The 17271-nt window shown below is 69.1% G+C and carries 12 protein-coding genes and 1 pseudogene; 3 read left to right on the top strand and 10 right to left on the bottom strand.

Features of this window, described 5'->3' with window-relative positions; all coding sequences use genetic code 11:
* The first annotated feature begins 23 nt into the window (after positions 1 to 23).
* The gene (locus OG623_RS19585; RefSeq protein WP_406148052.1) at positions 24 to 1883 is read left to right on the top strand and encodes a BTAD domain-containing putative transcriptional regulator; all 1860 of its coding nucleotides are present in this window, start codon (positions 24 to 26) and stop codon (positions 1881 to 1883) included.
* Positions 1884 to 1932: 49 nt separating this feature from the next.
* Here the strand turns inward: OG623_RS19585 and OG623_RS19590 are convergent, their stop codons facing one another.
* From OG623_RS19590 to argS, 4 genes are all read right to left on the bottom strand, one after another.
* Positions 1933 to 2766, bottom strand: coding sequence for a 4'-phosphopantetheinyl transferase family protein (locus OG623_RS19590; RefSeq protein WP_406148053.1), 834 nt, complete (start codon positions 2764 to 2766; stop codon positions 1933 to 1935).
* 248 nt (positions 2767 to 3014) lie between these two features.
* Positions 3015 to 3191: a hypothetical protein gene (locus OG623_RS19595; RefSeq protein ID WP_406148055.1), complete on the bottom strand. Its 177-nt coding sequence runs from the start codon at positions 3189 to 3191 to the stop codon at positions 3015 to 3017.
* Positions 3192 to 3364: 173 nt separating this feature from the next.
* Entirely contained in the window at positions 3365 to 6352 is a 2988-nt protein-coding gene (locus OG623_RS19600; RefSeq protein WP_406148056.1) for a BTAD domain-containing putative transcriptional regulator, read from the bottom strand.
* 475 nt (positions 6353 to 6827) lie between these two features.
* The gene (gene argS, locus OG623_RS19605; protein WP_406148057.1) at positions 6828 to 8597 is read right to left on the bottom strand and encodes an arginine--tRNA ligase; all 1770 of its coding nucleotides are present in this window, start codon (positions 8595 to 8597) and stop codon (positions 6828 to 6830) included.
* A gap of 149 nt (positions 8598 to 8746) precedes the next feature.
* On the opposite strand from argS, the gene lysS reads away from it, so the two are divergent.
* The gene (gene lysS / locus OG623_RS19610; RefSeq protein WP_406148058.1) at positions 8747 to 10504 is read left to right on the top strand and encodes a lysine--tRNA ligase; all 1758 of its coding nucleotides are present in this window, start codon (positions 8747 to 8749) and stop codon (positions 10502 to 10504) included.
* Positions 10505 to 10589: 85 nt separating this feature from the next.
* Here lysS and OG623_RS19615 read toward each other — a convergent pair whose 3' ends face one another.
* The 6 genes and pseudogenes from OG623_RS19615 to OG623_RS19640 form a co-directional block, all read right to left on the bottom strand.
* Positions 10590 to 11990: a DUF2637 domain-containing protein gene (locus OG623_RS19615; RefSeq protein WP_406148059.1), complete on the bottom strand. Its 1401-nt coding sequence runs from the start codon at positions 11988 to 11990 to the stop codon at positions 10590 to 10592.
* 224 nt (positions 11991 to 12214) lie between these two features.
* Positions 12215 to 12429 (bottom strand): annotated as a pseudogene (locus OG623_RS19620) (DUF3558 domain-containing protein); the annotation flags it as partial.
* 354 nt (positions 12430 to 12783) lie between these two features.
* Entirely contained in the window at positions 12784 to 13317 is a 534-nt protein-coding gene (locus OG623_RS19625; RefSeq protein ID WP_406148060.1) for a hypothetical protein, read from the bottom strand.
* Complete coding sequence (locus OG623_RS19630) at positions 13317 to 13952, bottom strand: hypothetical protein (protein ID WP_406148061.1); 636 nt, start codon at positions 13950 to 13952, stop codon at positions 13317 to 13319. The genes OG623_RS19625 and OG623_RS19630 overlap by 1 nt, the downstream gene beginning before the upstream one ends.
* 108 nt (positions 13953 to 14060) lie before the next feature.
* On the bottom strand, positions 14061 to 14861 hold the full coding sequence (locus OG623_RS19635) for a DUF3558 domain-containing protein (protein ID WP_406148062.1): 801 nt from the start codon (positions 14859 to 14861) through the stop codon (positions 14061 to 14063).
* A 196-nt stretch (positions 14862 to 15057) separates the two neighbouring features.
* The gene (locus OG623_RS19640) at positions 15058 to 15870 is read right to left on the bottom strand and encodes a DUF3558 domain-containing protein (protein WP_406148064.1); all 813 of its coding nucleotides are present in this window, start codon (positions 15868 to 15870) and stop codon (positions 15058 to 15060) included.
* A gap of 173 nt (positions 15871 to 16043) precedes the next feature.
* Between OG623_RS19640 and OG623_RS19645 the strand changes: the two genes are divergently transcribed.
* Complete coding sequence (locus tag OG623_RS19645; protein WP_406148065.1) at positions 16044 to 17237, top strand: RtcB family protein; 1194 nt, start codon at positions 16044 to 16046, stop codon at positions 17235 to 17237.
* The last annotated feature ends 34 nt before the right edge of the window (positions 17238 to 17271 follow it).

Below are 17271 nucleotides of genomic sequence, written 5' to 3' on the forward strand. Positions count from 1 at the left end.
ATAAGCCAGACGGGGGGTGCCGAATGGACTTCCGAGTCCTCGGCCCGGTTGAAGCTCACAAGGACGGCACACGCATCGCGCTGTCCGGTTCCAAGGTGCACACAGTGCTCGCGTCCCTGCTGCTCGCAAGAGGGCGCGTGGTGTCCGACACCCGGCTCAATACGCTCCTGTGGGGATGGGAGCCGCCGGCGACGTCGGGCGCACAGATCTATACGTACATGTCCAGGCTTCGCAAACTTCTCGGCGAGGAAGTCCGGATCGAGCGTCGCCAGCCCGGCTATCTGCTCGCCGCGCCGCACTCCAGAGTTGACCTTCTGGAGTTCGAGCGGCTGGAGAAGCTGGGGCGCGACGCGCTGCGCCGTAAGCGCTTCGGCGAGGCCGGGGCGCTGCTCACGGAGGCGCTGGGGCACTGGCAGGGCACAGCGCTCTCGAACGTCACCGAACACCTCGCCGACGCCGCGCTTCCTCAGCTGGAGGAGGCGCGGATGCACGCGCTCGAAAGCCGGATCGAGGCGGACCTCGCGCTCGGCCGGCACGAGCAGCTCACCGCCGAACTCACCGGTCTCGTCGCGCAATTTCCGCTGAGGGAGAAGTTGCGTGCACAGCTGATGACGGCGTACTACCGCAGCGGGCGCCAGAGCGACGCGCTGCAGAGCTACTACGAGGGACGCAGCCTGCTCGCCGACCAGCTGGGCATCGACCCCGGCGAGGCACTCGGATCGACGTACGAGGCCGTGCTCGCGGGCAACCGGGGCCCCGGGCCCGGGGCCAGGCCCCGGCAGAGCGAGGAGTCCGGCTACGAGGCCGACGACGCCCCGGCGATGCTGCTGCCCCCGGACACCGAGGACTTCGTCGGACGCCGGGCCGAACTCACCGCCCTGCGCGCCCAGCTGGCCGACGCCGCGGCCGGCCGCGGCCCCCGCCATCTGCTGGTCACCGGCATGGCCGGCGTGGGCAAGACGGCGCTCGCCGTGCACGCCGCCTACGCCAGCGCCGCGCACTACCCGGGTGGCTGTCTCTTCGCCGAACTCGACCAGCCCGACGGCCGGCCCCGGCCGCCCGCGGAGGTACTCACGACACTGCTGCGGGGGCTGGACGAACACGTCGGCAGAGGCGGAACGGGCAGCGGTGCGGACGGGCGCATGGAACTCGACGAGCTGGTGCGTCTCTACCGCAGGCGCACAGCGGGCAGGCGCCGCCTGATCGTCCTCGACGGCGCCGTCGGCAGCCGCGGGCTCGACCCCCTGCTGTCCGGTTCGCCGGACGCGGTCGTCCTGATCACGAGCCGAGCCCGGCTGACCCAGGTGACGACCGCGCGAACGACCGCGCTCGCCCCGCTCGACGACGGAGCCGCGTTCGACCTGCTGGCCGCGTCCGCCGACCGCGCGCGGCTGCTGGCCGAGCCCGACGCGACCGACGACGTGCTCGCCTACTGCGCGGGACTTCCGCTCGCGCTCCGTGTCACGGGGAGCAGGCTCGCCGCGCGCCCCTTCTGGCCCGTCGCCCGGCTCGCCGAGCGGCTGGCGGATCCGGAGACCCGGCTGCGGGAGCTGTCCCACGGCGGGCTGGACGTGATCGGCGCGCTGATGCCGGCGCTGCGACAGCTGCCCGGATCCGAGCAGGCACGGACCACACTGATCCAGCTGGCGGACATCGGCGCCGACGCGTTCCCCGCACAGCGGGCGGCCACGCATCTGGGGACCCGGGAACCGGCGGCTGAGCAGTGCCTCGAACAGCTGGTGGACGGTGCGCTGCTCGACATCTGCGGTGTCGACCGGCAGGGCCGGCCGCTCTACCGCTTCCATGAACTGGTGCTGCTCCTGGCCAGGTTGCTGAAGGACACGGCGCACAGTGGACAGCCCGAAATCACCGCGGCCCACTGAGCGGGGCCCCTGTGTCACGGCCCGTGTGGACGTCACGGCCCGTACGGTGTCACAAAGCGCCGGGGGCGGCGTCGCGCGCCGGTCTTTCGGGCAGGTGCATGCGCACCGGACCGCAGGGCGGCTCCGTCCCGGCGGGCTGGGCGACCGCGGCGGCCACGCGCGTGGACAGCGCCAGATCACGTACGACCCAGGCGGTACGGCCGTCGGGGTGCAGCGCGTCGGGAGTGCCGGGGCAGTACATCAGCACGGTGTCCGTCGTCGCAGGGTAGGACTCGACCTGATCCGGACGGACCCCCTCCGATGCATGCCCCAAGGCTCTGAGCACGGCCTCCTTCCGGGTCCAACATCGGTAGTAGACCTTGTCCCTGACCGCGCCCCTCGGCAGCTCCAGCAGATGCAGCGCCTCGTCGGGGGTGAGCCACGATTCGCTCAGCACGTCCTGGCGCACGGGCCGCAGATGCTCCACGGCCACACCGATCGTGGCCCCGGTCCCCACGGTGAGCACGGTGTGATCACCGGTACGGGCCAGACCGATGGTCAGAGGAACTTCCGGGCTGTCGAGCCGTGTGGGGCCGTGCCCCGGATCTCCGCAGACCGAACAGAGCCGCTTCGCGATGTCGACGTCCCCCGGTGCGACGGCGAGGAGCTCCCCGACAGCCCTGCGAGCCGTCGCCCTCGTGTGGACGTACGACGTCGCATCCCGCTCCGAATGCAGACACAGAGCCTGCCGGAACTCCTCGGTGTTGAGCAGGGCGAGATCCGCGGGGTCGGTGCGCAACGGGCGGCGCCACCACCAGACATGCGTGTCCCCGCCGGCGCGGAGCGCGCGGAACACGGCCGCGGGACTGTCCTCAGCCCCGCGGCCGCCGCTGTTCTCGAACATGTTGCGAGGGGGCGCCATAAGCACTCTCTGTCATTTCGACTGCCGGCTGCGTGGCGCGGACCGTACCGCCCTCGTATATCGCGGATATATTTCTTCGCCGCCCGGCCGCCCGGGGCGGGCGCTGCGAGGGTGGCCGGAGGGCCGGCAGGAGCGGCGCCGGAAGCGCACACACGGAGCGGGCGCCGGGATCCCGGCGCCCGCTGTTCACCTCCGCGGGCCGGGTGTGTACCACTCCGGCCCGCGGACGCTCAGTGCCAGCTCTCGTCGTCCGTGCCGTTGCCGGCCGTCCCGCCGGTCACGGCCGACACGGCGGGCTCGTTGCCGGGCTGCGCCGCCGAGGCCGCTCCGGCGCCGACGACGGTGCACAGCCCCACGAGAACAGCGGTGACCGTGGCGCTGGCGATGGTGTGACGGACGTTCTGCATGACGTGACTTCCCCCATGTCGGCAACCTGCTATGCGATGAACGTTATGGCATCAGGGTTTCGGCTCATTATCGCTCCGCTTTCGGTTTCCGGGTCCACCGATATCGAGGACGATAGGATTCCGGGTACCGGTTGGTAGGAACCGGGTAGCGGATTGTGGAACCGTCAGTGGATTTATGGCGTCTCTTCTTCAGGGCATGTTCCGACGAGCGCCAGATGTGCTCGCTCCACCCATGTCTCGACACCGATCCGGGTGAAGTCCGCCCGGGCCTCGGTGAAATAGCGCTGGGCATCCTCGATGTCGCCGCATTCCCTGGACGCCTCGCCCAGGGCCAGTTTGATTTTCCCCTCGACCAGAGCGCTGTCGACCAGTCCCACGATTTCGAGTGCGTGCCGCAGCGTTTCCCTCGCCTGCGCCCAGCTGCGCGCGCCCAGCCTCGCCTCGCCCAGCCCGAGCAGCCCATGGGCCAGACCGAGCATGTCGGCCTTGGCCCTGACGATCCGGATCATCCGCAGGAACGCCTCCTCCGCCAGGCCGTACTCCTGCTGCGCGAGGTAGACCCGGGCCAGCCGGTGGGTCCCCAGCGCCAGACTGCGGGCTCCGCCCTCACCGATCGCCGTGGAGACCCGCAGCGATTCGAGGCTCAGCTGCTTCGCCGAGTCCGTACGGCCACGGTCCAGCTCGATCTGCGCCATGTTGTTCAGCGCATGGGCCTCCGACGAGAGGTCGCCGACCGTCCGGAACGTCGCCAGGGCCTGTGCGCTGCGGTTCATGGCGGTCTCCAGATCCCCGCGCATCTCGTCGATCATGGCCATGTTGCGCAGGACGAGGGCGTGGCCGTGCGCCTCGCCCGCCCGGTCATGGAGCGCGAGAGCCTGGGTGAAGGACGCGTACGCCCCGCCGAAGTCGCGCTGGCGCATCTCGAGTGCCCCGAGGCTGTGCAGCATCGCGGCCTGGCCGCGGGCGTTGTCGGCCGCCCGTGCGGCGGCGAGCGCACGCTCGCTGCACTCGCGCCAGTCGTCGAGGTAGTTGCGCGTCTCGAAGAGCACCATGATGGACATCGTCAGATCCCAGGCGAGCTCGTCCATGCCGAGACCGGCGGCCAGGTCGACGACCGAGACCAGGGAGAGCCGCTCGGTCTCCAGCCAGTCGAGCGGTGCGGTGAGCAGCCCGGCGGCCAGCTCGTCCGGCAGCGGATAGCGGGGCACCGCACTGTGGATGATGCTGAAGTCGCCCCCGTAGGAGCGGCGGTGAGCCTGCTCGGCCAGCGAGAGATAGGCGCGGAAGGCGCGTTGCCGCGCGGCGTGTCTCTCCTCGGGGGTCTCCTCGGCCTCGGCGCGCTCCCGGGCGAACAGCCGCAGCAGGTTCTGGAACCGGTAGCGGGGGTGGCCCGTCGCGTCCAGACCGACCACGTCCAGGAACTGCGCGTCGACCAGCTGCTCGATGAGCCGTTCCCCGGTCAGCAGGTCGGTGTCCAGCAGAGCTGAGGCGACCCAGGCCCCGAAATCCGGCACATCGAGCAGCCCCAGACTTCGGTAGAGCAGCGCCGTCGCCGGGGAGAGGCCGCGGTAGGTGAGGGCGAAACTGGCACGCACCTGGGACTCTCCCGAGCTCAGCTCGTCCAGGCGAAGCCGCTCGTCGCTCAGCCGCCGCACCAGGCGCGACACCGTCCAGTGCGGCTTGGAGGCGAGCCGCGCCCCGGCGATCCGCAGAGCCAGCGGCAACAGGTCGCACAGCTCCACGAGCCGGGCCGCGGACGGCGGATCGGCGGCGATGCGCTCCTCACCGACGATCTTCCCGAGCAGCTCGACCGCCTCGTACGACGACAACCGGCCGAGCCGCACCCAGGCCTGCGGCGGCCAGGCGACCATCTCGGGCAGCTGCTCCCTGCTGGTGACCACCACACAGCAGCCCCCGCTGCTCGGCAGCAGCGGACGCACCTGCGCGAACGTGCGAACGTTGTCAAGGACCACCAGCACCCGGCGGTCGGCGAGCAGACTGCGGTACAGCGCCGCGCGTTCCTCGGGTTCACCCGGTATCTGCCCTATGGGCACCGAGAGGGAGCGCAGGAACCGGCCGAGGATCTCCCCGGCGGTCGTGGGCTCCAGATGCTCGTCGTAGCCGCGGAGGTCCGCGAAGAGCTGGCCGTCGGGGAAACGGTCGGCGACGCTGTGCGCCCAGCGGACCGCCAGACATGTCTTGCCGACCCCGCCGACCCCGGTGATCAGACCCGTGGCCGGGCCGTGCGCCACCGCGCTGAGTTCGAGCAGTTCGTCGAGCTGGGCCAGCTCCTCCTTGCGGCCGGCGAGACCCCATACATCGGGGGGAAGCTCCAGCGGGTCGCCGACGGGTTTCTGCACCGACAGCGGGTCGCCGCCCGCACCCTCGTGCCCGTGCGCGGTCAGCGAGGGCTCGTCCTGCAGGATCGCGTTGTGCAACTCGGCCAGGGCGGGTCCCGGTTCGAGGCCGAGCTCGTCGATGAGCCAGCGGCGCCCGTCCCTGAAGGTCTCCAGGGCCTCGGCCCGCCGGCCCGAGTGGTACTGGGCGGTGATGAGTTGATGTCGTGCCCGCTCGCGCAGCGGATGCTCCCGGACCATCGCCGCCAGATCGGGAAGGATCTTCTGGTGGTCACCGAGCCGCAGGTGCACGGCTGTGGCGTTCTCGTAGGTGTCCAGGCGCAGCTCCTCCAGGCGCTGGGCCTCGTCCTCGACCAGCCGTCCCGTCACACCCGCCAGCGGCCGGCCGCGCCATAACTTCAGCCCGTCCGCGTAGCAACGGGCGGCCTCGGCGAGCCTGTTGTTCTTGACGGCCAGCTCGGCCGCCGCGACCAGCCCGGAGAACTCCTCCGAGTCGAGCTGGTGCATCCCCACCTGAAGGAGATAGCCGGGATGTGCGGTGACGATGACCTCACCGGGGAAGCCGGCGGTCTTGAACGTCTTGCGCAGCGCTGCGATGCAGATGGACACCTGGGTACGGGCGGTGGCCGGCGGGTGGTCACCCCACACGGCCTCGATCAGGGTGTCCACCGGGACGATCCTGCCCGGGCTGAGCAGCAGCACGACGAGAATGGTCCGGTGCCGTGGCCCTCCTACGGGAACCTGCGAGGTCCCTGACGTCACTTCCAGGGGCCCTAACACCTTGAAGGTCAGACGCTTCTCCATGTAACCCCCTTGCCTCCCGTGAGGTGGAAGCAATTGTTCCTGTTGCTTGGCAGCCCGGCCTACCACTCCCGCACCGTGGTTTTCCTGAGCCGGCCCTGCGGTCTCACGATACGGCGACCTTACGATCTACCGCCCAGTACGTGGGCACTACTCCGGAGTAAGTGGCAACTCTTTCGCCGGAATGTCATGTTACTCGCGAGGTACGCCGCTAAAAGCCCAACGGGTTTCGGGCGGGTGGATTCGCGGAGCATTGCGCGCTGCCGGCGAAAAACATAGGTCCTGCCGAATCCAGGTGCGCCCGCGGGGCGTCCGTGGGTAACGCTATTCGGGCGGAGCTGCGGACCTTCTTATGTGAGCACTGTTCATGTTTTCCACGCGGGCAATTCCGGGGATATGCCTGCGGGACATGCCGGACATCGGACATGACAAGGGGGCTGCCGGGGCGCGCGCCCCGACAGCCCCCTGTGCCACGTGATCAGAGGCGCTCGGGTGTCCTGATGCCGAGCAGCTTCATGCCCTGGTGCAGGGTGCGGGCGGTGAGCTCGACGAGGAACAGCCGGTTCTCGACGACCTCGGCCGGGTTCTCCTCGCTCAGCACCTGGCACTGGTCGTAGAACGTGGTGAGGTGCGAGGCCAGCTGGTAGAGGTACGCGGCCAGCTTGTGCGGCTCGTACCCCTCGGCGACCTCGGCCAGGATCTCGCCGAACTGGTCCAGGTGCAGACCCAGCGCACGCTCCGCCGGGGCCAGCTCCAGCTCCGGGTGCGCGACGGGCTTCGCGTCGCCCGCCTTGCGCAGGATGGAACGGATCCGGGCGTAGGCGTACTGGAGGTACACCGAGGTGTCGCCGTTCAGCGACACCATCTGGTCCAGGTCGAACTTGTAGTCCCGTACGGCGGAGGTCGACAGGTCCGCGTACTTCACGGCGCCCACGCCGACGTACCGGCCGTTCTCGACGATCTCCTGCTCGGTCAGGCCCACCTTCTCGGCCTTCCCCCTGACCACCGCGGTGGCCCGCTCGACCGCCTCGTCCAGCAGGTCCTCAAGACGGACCGTGACGCCCTCACGCGTCTTGAACGGCTTGCCGTCCTTGCCGAGCACCGTGCCGAAGGCCAGCTGGTGGGCCTTGACGTCCTCGTTGAGCCAGCCGGCGCGGCGGGCCGTCTCGAAGACCATCCTGAAGTGCAGGGACTGCCGGGCGTCCACCACGTACAGCAGGCTGTCGGCCTTGAGGCCCTGGACCCGGTCCCGGATCGCGGAGAGGTCGGTCGCCGCGTAGCCGTAGCCACCGTTGGTCTTCTTGACGATCAGCGGCACCGGGTTGCCGTCCGGGCCCTTCACATCGTCGAAGAACACACACAGCGCGCCCTCGGAGCGGACGGCGACACCCGTCTCCTCCAGGATCCGGCAGGTCTCCTCCAGCATGTCGTTGTAGCCGGACTCACCGACGATGTCGGGGTCGTCGATCCTCATGTCGAGCTTGTCGAAGACGGAGTAGAAGTAGATCTTCGACTCGTCCACGAACCGCTGCCAGTGCGCCAGCGTCTCCGGGTCACCGGCCTGGAGGGCCACCACCCGGTCACGCGACCGCGCCTTGAACTCCTCGTCGGAGTCGAAGAGGACCCGCGACGCCTTGTAGACGCGGTTCAGCGACGACATCGCCGCCTCGCCGTCCGCCTTGTCGCCCTCGTGGGCCAGCTCGTCCGGGTGCTCGAACAGATACTGGATGAGCATGCCGAACTGGGTGCCCCAGTCGCCGATGTGGTGGCGCCTGACCACGCTCTCGCCGGTGAACTCCAGGATCTGGACCATCGCGTCCCCGATGACCGCCGACCGCAGATGACCGACGTGCATCTCCTTGGCCACGTTCGGCTGGGCGTAGTCGATGACGGTGGTGCCCGCGTCGGCCTTCAGCGGGACGCCGAGCCGGTCGCCGTCGGCTGCACGCGCGGCGAGCGTCCTGACGATCGCCGCGTCGGTGAGCGTGACGTTGAGGAAGCCGGGGCCCGAGACCTCGATGTCCTTGATCAGGTCACCCGCCGGAAGGGCGTCCGTGACCTTCGTCGCCAGCTCGCGGGGGTTGCCCTTGAGCTTCTTGGCGAGCGCGAGGATGCCGTTGGCCTGGAAGTCGGCCCGGTCACTTCGGCGCAGCAGCGGGTCCGCGGTGCCGGCCTCCGGCAGAGCTGCCGTCAGGGCGTCCGCCAGCTGCTGCTGGAGCGTGGAAGCGAGGGAAGGGACCGAGGCCATGAGCCGGCTGCCGTTTCGGTAGAGGACAAGTGATCTCTTCAGTATCCCACGGGGAGTAAAGCCGTTTTCGCGCTGCGGGGGGTAGCTGGGAGAATGGAGGGCGCCCCTCATGGGGGCCGCCCCCTACGAGTCCTACACGAGAGAAGGACGTGCCGACCGTGGCTTCGAGTCAGAGCAGCACCGAGACCGACTGGGTCTCCCGCTTCGCGGACGATGTCATCGCCGAATCGGAGCGACGTGCGCCTGGCAAACCGGTCGTCGTCGCGTCCGGCCTCTCCCCTTCGGGCCCGATCCACCTGGGCAACCTCCGCGAGGTCATGACCCCGCACCTGGTCGCCGACGAGATCCGCCGGCGCGGCCACACCGTGCGCCACCTGATCTCCTGGGACGACTACGACCGCTACCGCAAGGTGCCGAACGGCGTCGACGGCGTCGACGACTCCTGGCAGGCGCACATCGGCAAGCCGCTGACCTCGGTGCCCGCCCCCGCCGGATCCGCCTACCCGAACTGGGCCGAGCACTTCAAGGCCGCGATGACCGCCGCGCTCGACGAGCTCGGCGTCGAGTACGACGGCATCAGCCAGACCGAGCAGTACACGGCGGGGACGTACCGCGAGCAGGTCCTGCACGCGATGAGGCACCGCGCGGACATCGACGCCGTCCTCGACCGCTACCGCACCAAGAAGGACGGCACGGCCGGCGCGAAGGGCAAGAAGCCGCAGCAGAAGAAGGTCGACGAGGCCGAGCTGGAGGCAGCCGAGGGCTCGGGCGCCGCGAGCGAGGACGACGGCAGCTCCGGCGCCGCCGGCTACTTCCCGTACAAGCCCTACTGCGGCAACTGCGAGAAGGACCTCACCGTCGTCACCTCCTACGACGACGACACGACCGAGCTGAACTACACCTGCTCGGCGTGCGGCTTCGCCGAGACCGTCCGGCTCAACGAGTTCAACCGCGGCAAGCTGGTCTGGAAGGTCGACTGGCCGATGCGCTGGGCCTACGAGGGCGTGATCTTCGAGCCCAGCGGCGTCGACCACTCCTCGCCCGGCTCCTCCTTCGTCGTCGGCGGCCAGATCGTCCGCGAGATCTTCGACGGCGTCCAGCCGATCGGCCCGATGTACGCGTTCGTCGGGATCTCCGGCATGGCCAAGATGTCCTCCAGCAAGGGCGGCGTGCCGACCCCGGCCGATGCCCTGAAGATCATGGAGGCGCCGCTGCTGCGCTGGCTGTACGCCCGCCGCAGGCCGAACCAGTCCTTCAAGATCGCCTTCGACCAGGAGATCCAGCGGCTGTACGACGAGTGGGACTCGCTGGCCCGCAAGGTCGCCGACGGCACGGTGCTCCCCGCCGACGCCGCGGCCCACGCCCGCGCCGTCGGCACGGCCGCGGGGGAGCTGCCCAGCACCCCCCGCCCACTGCCGTACCGCACGCTCGCCTCGGTCGCCGACATCACCGCCGGCGCGGAGGACCAGACGCTGCGCATCCTCGGTGAGCTCGACCCGGAGCACCCGCTGACCTCGCTCGACGAGGTGCGGCCCCGGCTCGACCGCGCCGAGAGCTGGATCACCACACAGGTGCCGGCCGAGGCCCGCACCATCGTCCGCGACGAGCCGGACAAGGAGCTGCTCGGCTCCCTGGACGAGCAGGGCCGTGAGTCGCTGCGGCTGCTGCTGGAAGGGCTCGACTCGCACTGGTCGCTGGACGGCCTGACCACGCTCGTCTACGGAGTGCCGAAGGTGCTGGAGGGCCTGGAGCCGGACGCCAAGCCGACGCCCGAGCTGAAGGTCGCCCAGCGCTCCTTCTTCGCCCTGCTGTACCGGCTGCTCGTCGGCCGGGACACCGGCCCCCGTCTGCCCACGCTGCTCCTCGCGGTCGGAGCGGACCGGGTGCGGACGCTGCTCGGCGCGTAGCACCGGGGGGTTGAGGACGGGCGGGCTGCTCGTTTCAGCGGCCCGCCCGTCCTCAACTCCCGAGCGCCCGAGCTCGCGAGCCCTTTCAGGCGATGTGGTCGGCGGCCATCTCGCTGTCGAAGCGCTGCTTGAAACCGGGCAGCAGCCGACGGAGCAGGGCGGCGCTGCGCGGATGGCGGACGTTGTGCCCGTCCGAGAGGTGTATGTCGAGCACTTCGGCGCTCGGGTAGTCCTGGTGCTGATGCGTGTACGCGGTGAACACGTCGTACGCGATCTCGCTGAACTCGATCTCCGCCTCGGCCCACTCGGCCGGGTCGCTCTCCTGAGGCGGGGGGCTCTGCCGCTCGGCCTCCCGCTCGTCCGGCTCGGGCTCCCCGGGCTCGGGCTCCGCCGCACGCGGCTGCGGGAAGGTGCCCGCCGTGCCGACGTTGCCGAGCGGGCGGGTCCGCCCCGGGCCCGAGGGGATCATCACGGGAGCGGGGTCCAGGCCCTCGTCGTACGTCGGGTCGTACGCGCCCTCGTACGCCTCGTCCGTCACCTTGGGGGCGGCGAACCACGGGCTGTCGTGCGAGCCGGGGCCTTCCTGGGGGTACTGCGCCTGCTCGAACTGTTCCTGCTCGAACCGCTGGTCCGACGGCCCGTGCTGCTCGTGCTGCTCGTGCTGTGGATCCGGCTGCTGCTCCTGCCGGTACGCCTGCTGTGCCTGTGCCTGCTCCGTCCGCTCCCGCGGGGCGTACGGGAGCTGGGGCTGCTGCTGCTCGGTCTCCACGGCGGCCGGAGCGGGCGGCAGCAGGGCGGGTTCGACACCGGCGGCCGCGAGACCGGCCGGGGCGGTCTCGGCGAGCGGGACGCCGAACTTCGCCAGCCGCAGCGGCATCATCGACTCCACGGGCGCCTTGCGGCGCCAGCTGCGGCCGAAGCGGGCCTGAAGGCGGGCCTGGTAGATCAGCCGGTCCTGTTCGAGCTTGATGACCTGCTCGTAACTGCGCAGCTCCCACAGCTTCATCCGGCGCCACAGCTTGAAGGTGGGCACGGGCGAGAGCAGCCAGCGAGTGAGGCGGACGCCCTCCATGTGCTTGTCGGCCGTGATGTCCGCGATCCGGCCCACCGCGTGCCGTGCGGCCTCGACGGCGACGACGAACAGGATGGGGATCACCGCGTGCATACCGGCGCCCAGCGGGTCGGGCCAGGCGGCGGCGCCGTTGAAGGCGATCGTCGCCGCGGTCAGCAGCCAGGCCGTCTGGCGCAGCAGCGGGAAGGGTATGCGCATCCAGGTCAGCAGGAGGTCCAGCGCGAGCAGGACACAGATGCCGGCGTCGATGCCGATCGGGAAGACGATCGAGAACTCGCCGAAGCCCTTCTCCTCCGCGAGCTCACGGACGGCGGCGTACGAGCCCGCGAAACCGATCGCGGCGATGAGCACGGCGCCGGCGACGACGACCCCGATGAGTACGCGGTGTGTGCGTGTCAGCTGCGTTGCGGCCACCCGCGATCCCCTCCCGACTTCGATGAACCGGCCTTCACTTCGGCATCCGGCGCGGGCACAGCCTGGCACATGCGGGGCGGGAGTGTTGCGTGGGGAGGGGCCGAAACCCGGCACCCGCGGGGGTACCGGGCTTCGTCAAGTCGCCCCTGGGCAGGGGAGTCGGCGTTCCTGCCGGGCTCAGGTCACGACTTGTCGTCGGCCTTCCCGGACGACTCCGCCGATGCCTCGATCGACTTCTTGGCGATCGAGCCGCAGGCGTCGGGCAGCTCGGTGAACTTCGCGGGCTCGACGGCCTGCTCGGGCTTCCCCGCGCCGGCGGAGCCGAGGGGTCGGAACCCTTCGTGTTGTCGGAGTCCGACGAGCAGCCGGCGACGACGAGCATCACCGGAACGGCGGCGCAGGCGAGTATGCGAGACAGTCGCGGGGCCGGTCGGTGCATGGTTCCTTCACCCGGACGGCACATGGACGCAGCTGCTGCCACTCGGGCTGGCTGCGACGTGGCGTTGCTGCGGTATGGAGCCAGGCGGACGCCAACGGCCTCCATGGCATGAAGAGGATGAGTACATGGGGCTGTCGACGTGGTCTTCCAGCAAGCCGTCGAGGCCGAGCCACGCTGCGAATCTACGGGCCGCAGCAGGCATCGGCACGCACTTCAACTGACCGATCTGGGCCGCTGGCCGCGCTTTCACGGGAAGTCTCGACCCTACCCACTCCGTTTCCCCGATCCCGCCTGAGGTTGCCCTCAAGCGCAGCGCTGAATAGTCGCAGCCACGCGGTCAGGTTCCCGCCATCTTCACGATGTGCACTTCAGTTGCTTGGTCATCCCGGGCACGAAGTCATTCACAAAGTGCTCGACGTCCTTGATGTCTTCGTCCGTCTTCTTTACGTGATCCTTCCGCAGTTGGATATTGAACAGTAGGAACTTGGATGGAGCGGACTCGTCGCACTTCGCGGTCACGCGGGCGCCATCTGCGCCGATGACAGCGACACCGTGGAAGGAGGTGGTCTGCTTTTGGGCCCTGTCATACAGAGAGAGTGCAGTCTCCCAGTCCTCGGGGGGCAGAGGAGAGTCGATGGCGCGAATGATTGAGGTCAGCACTTTGGTGTTGTCGACAAGGAGCTCGCAATTGAGGCCCGGTTCGGGCTCCCCATCCTGTCGCGTCTTGACCGAACCGCTGGCTGGTAGAAGCGGGGAGAGGGTCGAAGTCTCAACCGAGTGGCCGCAAAACTTCTCGGGCACAGCCAAGCTGTCGCTGCTGCACGATGTGACAGTGACGGCCAGAGCTACCGGGGTAATAGAGGCCGCCGCACGCCGGGTCCACTTCATTACTGGTCTCCTGCAAGTCCATCGGCATGCTCGTTGCCGTCGTTCGCCGCTGCGGCAATCTGGTCGTACACGCCCTGCTGCAGTGAGAACCCAGGGTTTTCACTGGCCCATTCCGAATTGGCGGAGTGCCACTGCCGGGCAAGCTCGTCGAGCTGGCGCTGCCGAGTCTTGTAGGTGGCTTGGTTATCACTTGTGAGTTCGTCGTTCTGCTGCTTCTCCTCGTCCATAATCCACGCGGTCGTCACCACGTCAGCGCCGCGCTGTGCGATATCGCCGACTCCAGGAATGAAGTTGAGCATCGTTCCGGAGGCGTGGTAGCTCCACGCTTTGTCCCACGTGTAGTCCTTCAAGTCGCCCTTGAGAGCGTTGTAGCGGGCTTCTTCCATGAACCCGACAGTGTGCCCGGCGGCACTCAGAGTGTCCTCGTGGGGCCGACTGGTGTCGTTGAAGTCTCGAATCATGGCGTGGTTCATGCCCTCGTGAAGAATGCCGTACGAGTCCTGACTCCGAGAGACCTGCTTTGTCATCTCCATAAGCTGGTCCTGGTCGAGCAAGGAGGCGTCGGTTGACTGTCCTGCGATCTTGCCCATTGACCGGTGGACCTCGTCACCGTGGTTGATCATGATCTTTGCCATGTCGTCGCGCAGTGAGGACAGGGGGGCCGAAACCCGGCACCCGCGGGGGTACCGGGCTTCGTCAAGTCGCCCCTGGGCAGGGGAGTCGGCGTTCCTGCCGGGCTCAGGTCACGACTTGTCGTCGGCCTTCTCGGAATCCTTCTCCGACGACTTCTCGCCGGACTTGGCAGACTTGGACGGCGACGCGGACGGCGACGACGACTTCCCCGCACTGTCGCCGACCGAGGCGACGGCCTCCGTGGCGGCCTTCTGGGCGCCCTTGAGGATGGTGGCGGCGGAGGGTGACTTGGCGCCCGCGAAGCCGGCCCCGTTGTAGGTGACGCTGACGACGACATTGCCGGTGCGGGCGATGACCGTCGCGTACTCGAAGTCCTCGTCGGACTTGTTGAGGGCGTACGTGACGGAGGTGGCCTGCTCACCGAGGCCGGAGACGGGCTCGGCCGAGACCTTCTTCGCCTTCTCCGTCGCCTGCGCCTTGGAGACCTGCTTGGTGTACTCGTCCGTCGCGCGCTTCGCACCGCTGCCCAGGGCCTGGTCCGAGGCGAAGCGGGTGAAGCCGACGTCGAGCCAGCGGTACTGCGAGCCCTTGACGCCGTTGTCGTCCAGGCCGTTCCAGGAGCAGCCGCCGCGGCTCGCGGTGTCGCTCGACTTGCCCGGGGTGCCGCCCTTGGTCTTGGCCTTCGGGACCAGGTCCTCGATCGACTTCTTGGCGATCGAGCCGCAGGCGTCGGGCAGCTCGGTGAACTTCGCGGGCTCGACGGCCTGCTCGGACTTCTCCGCGCTCGCGGAGGCCGAGGAGTCGGACCCCTTCGTGTCGTCGGAGTCCGACGAGCAGCCGGCGACGACGAGCATCACCGGAACGGCGGCGCAGGCGAGTATGCGGGACAGTCGCGGGGCTGATCGGTGCATGGTTCCTTCACTCGGACGGCACGGCGGTCTCGGTCGTGCGGGTGGTCGGGCGGTACGTCGGGCTACGTCGGCCGGGGCCTACGTCGGTCGGGGGCCACGGTACGACGGACGGCGACCGGATGCCGCCTTCGGACGGATGGCCCCGGGGTGGCCCGGGGTGGCCCCGGTCACCGGCCCTGGGCCACCCGGCGGCCGGTCAGTCGTTGAGTGCTTCGTCCAGTTCCCGCGCCAGGGCCTGGGCCTTCTCCTGAAGTTCCTTGCTGTCGGGAACCTCGGTGACGCTGTCCGGCTGCGCGGTGTAGTGGACGGACACGATGACGTTCGATGTGCGGAATACCACGCTCACGGTGCGGTGCTGTGCGGTGGAACCTGCCCGAGTGAGCGAATCATCCAGAAACGCCGCATCCCCGAGCCCGTCGAGCAGCCGTGGCCGGAGATCCTCGCCGGGATCGGTGGCGCTGCCCGACGGGTCGGCGGAGGGCTTGGTGGACGTCTTGCCGTCGGGGGAGCCTGACGGTGTGCTGCCGCTCGAAGCGGAGGACGACGCGCCGGTGGTCCCGCTGGGCGTGACGCCGGCCGATGTGGGGAGGTCGGCGGCGTCCTCCTTCTTCGCGTACACCTCACGGGCGCCGGCGTCGTCGCTCACCGCGGGGTCGTACGAGACGACACGCTCGAAGTCGATGGACAGATTCCGGGTGGCGTCCGGACCGTCCGACTTCCAGCGGCAGCCGACCTTGCGGTCGGTGTCGTAGGTGACGGCGGCCGTGCCCTCGTACACCTTGTCCTGCTGCTCGTCGGACAGGTCGGCGGCGCCCGGCAGCAGGTCCTTGAGCGTGGAGCGCGGCACGGCGCGGCAGGACTCGGGCAGCGTCCGGTACTTCCCGGGAGGTGCGGCCGTGACCGTCGGGCTGCCGGGCTTGCTGTCGGCGTCGGGGTCGCCGGCGTCGGAGCCGGCGCTGCAGCCGGCGACGAGCGCTGCGAGAAGCGCGACGCCGGGTACGTACGCCATGTGTCGCACGGTCCCAGGGCTCCCTTCGGTACGAAAACGGGTTGCCGCGCGATGGCGGCCGATGGACACAATGTGTATCGCACGCGCCGCTGTGAATGCCGGTCGGCCGACCTGTATGCCGACCTCGGCACCGGTTTTGCGCTTTGAGTATTTTTCGGGGGAATCGAGGAGTTATGTCGTATGTAGAGGTGCCGGGTGCGCAGGTTCCCATCCGTATGTGGGCGGATCCGGCGTCGGTCGAGGACGGCGCGATGCAGCAGCTGCGGAACGTGTCCACGCTGCCCTGGATCAAGGGCCTCGCGGTCATGCCGGACGTCCACTACGGCAAGGGTGCGACGGTCGGCTCGGTGATCGCGATGCACGGTGCGGTCTGCCCGGCCGCGGTGGGGGTGGACATCGGCTGCGGGATGTCGGCGGTGAAGACGTCGCTGACGGCCAACGACCTGCCGGGAGACCTCTCGCGGCTCAGGTCCAGGATCGAGCAGGCGATCCCGGTGGGCCGGGGGATGCACACCGACACGGTCGACCCGGGCCGGCTCCACGGCTTCCCGACGGCCGGCTGGGACGACTTCTGGTCGCGCTTCGACGGGATCGCCGAAGCGGTCAAGTTCCGTCAGGAACGCGCCACGAAGCAGATGGGAACGCTCGGATCGGGCAACCACCACGTCGAGGTCAGCCTTGATTCGCGTGGCGCCGTGTGGCTGACGCTGCACTCCGGCTCCCGGAACATCGGCAAGGAGCTCGCGGAGTACCACATCGGCGTGGCCCAGAAGCTCGCACACAATCAGGGGCTGGTCGACCGTGATCTGGCGGTCTTCGTCTCGGACACGCCGCAGATGGCCGCGTACCGCAACGACCTGTTCTGGGCTCAGGAGTACGCGAAGTACAACCGGGCGATCATGATGAAACTGCTCAAGGACGTGCTCGGCCGGGAGTTCAAGAAGGCCCGGGTCACCTTCGGGCAGGAGATCAGCTGTCACCACAATTACGTGGCTGAGGAGCGATACGACGGGATGGATCTCCTGGTCACCCGCAAGGGGGCGATTCGTGCTGGTTCCGGTGACTACGGCATCATTCCGGGTTCGATGGCCACAGGAACCTACATCGTCAAGGGTCTCGGCAATCAAGCGGCGTTCAACTCGGCCTCGCACGGGGCAGGTCGGCGCATGAGCCGCAACGCCGCCAAGCGACGCTTCTCGGCCGAGGACCTGGCGAACCAGACGCGGGGCGTGGAGTGCCGCAAGGACTCCGGGGTGGTGGACGAGATCCCGGCGGCGTACAAGCCGATCGAGCAGGTCATCGACCAGCAGCGGGACCTCGTCGAGGTCGTCGCGAAGCTCAAGCAGGTCGTCTGCGTGAAGGGCTGAGAAAGGAGCCGGCCGAATCGCCGGCCCCTTTCCG

Source organism: Streptomyces sp. NBC_01012 (assembly GCF_045162755.1).
Taxonomy (GTDB): Bacteria; Actinomycetota; Actinomycetes; order Streptomycetales; family Streptomycetaceae; genus Streptomyces.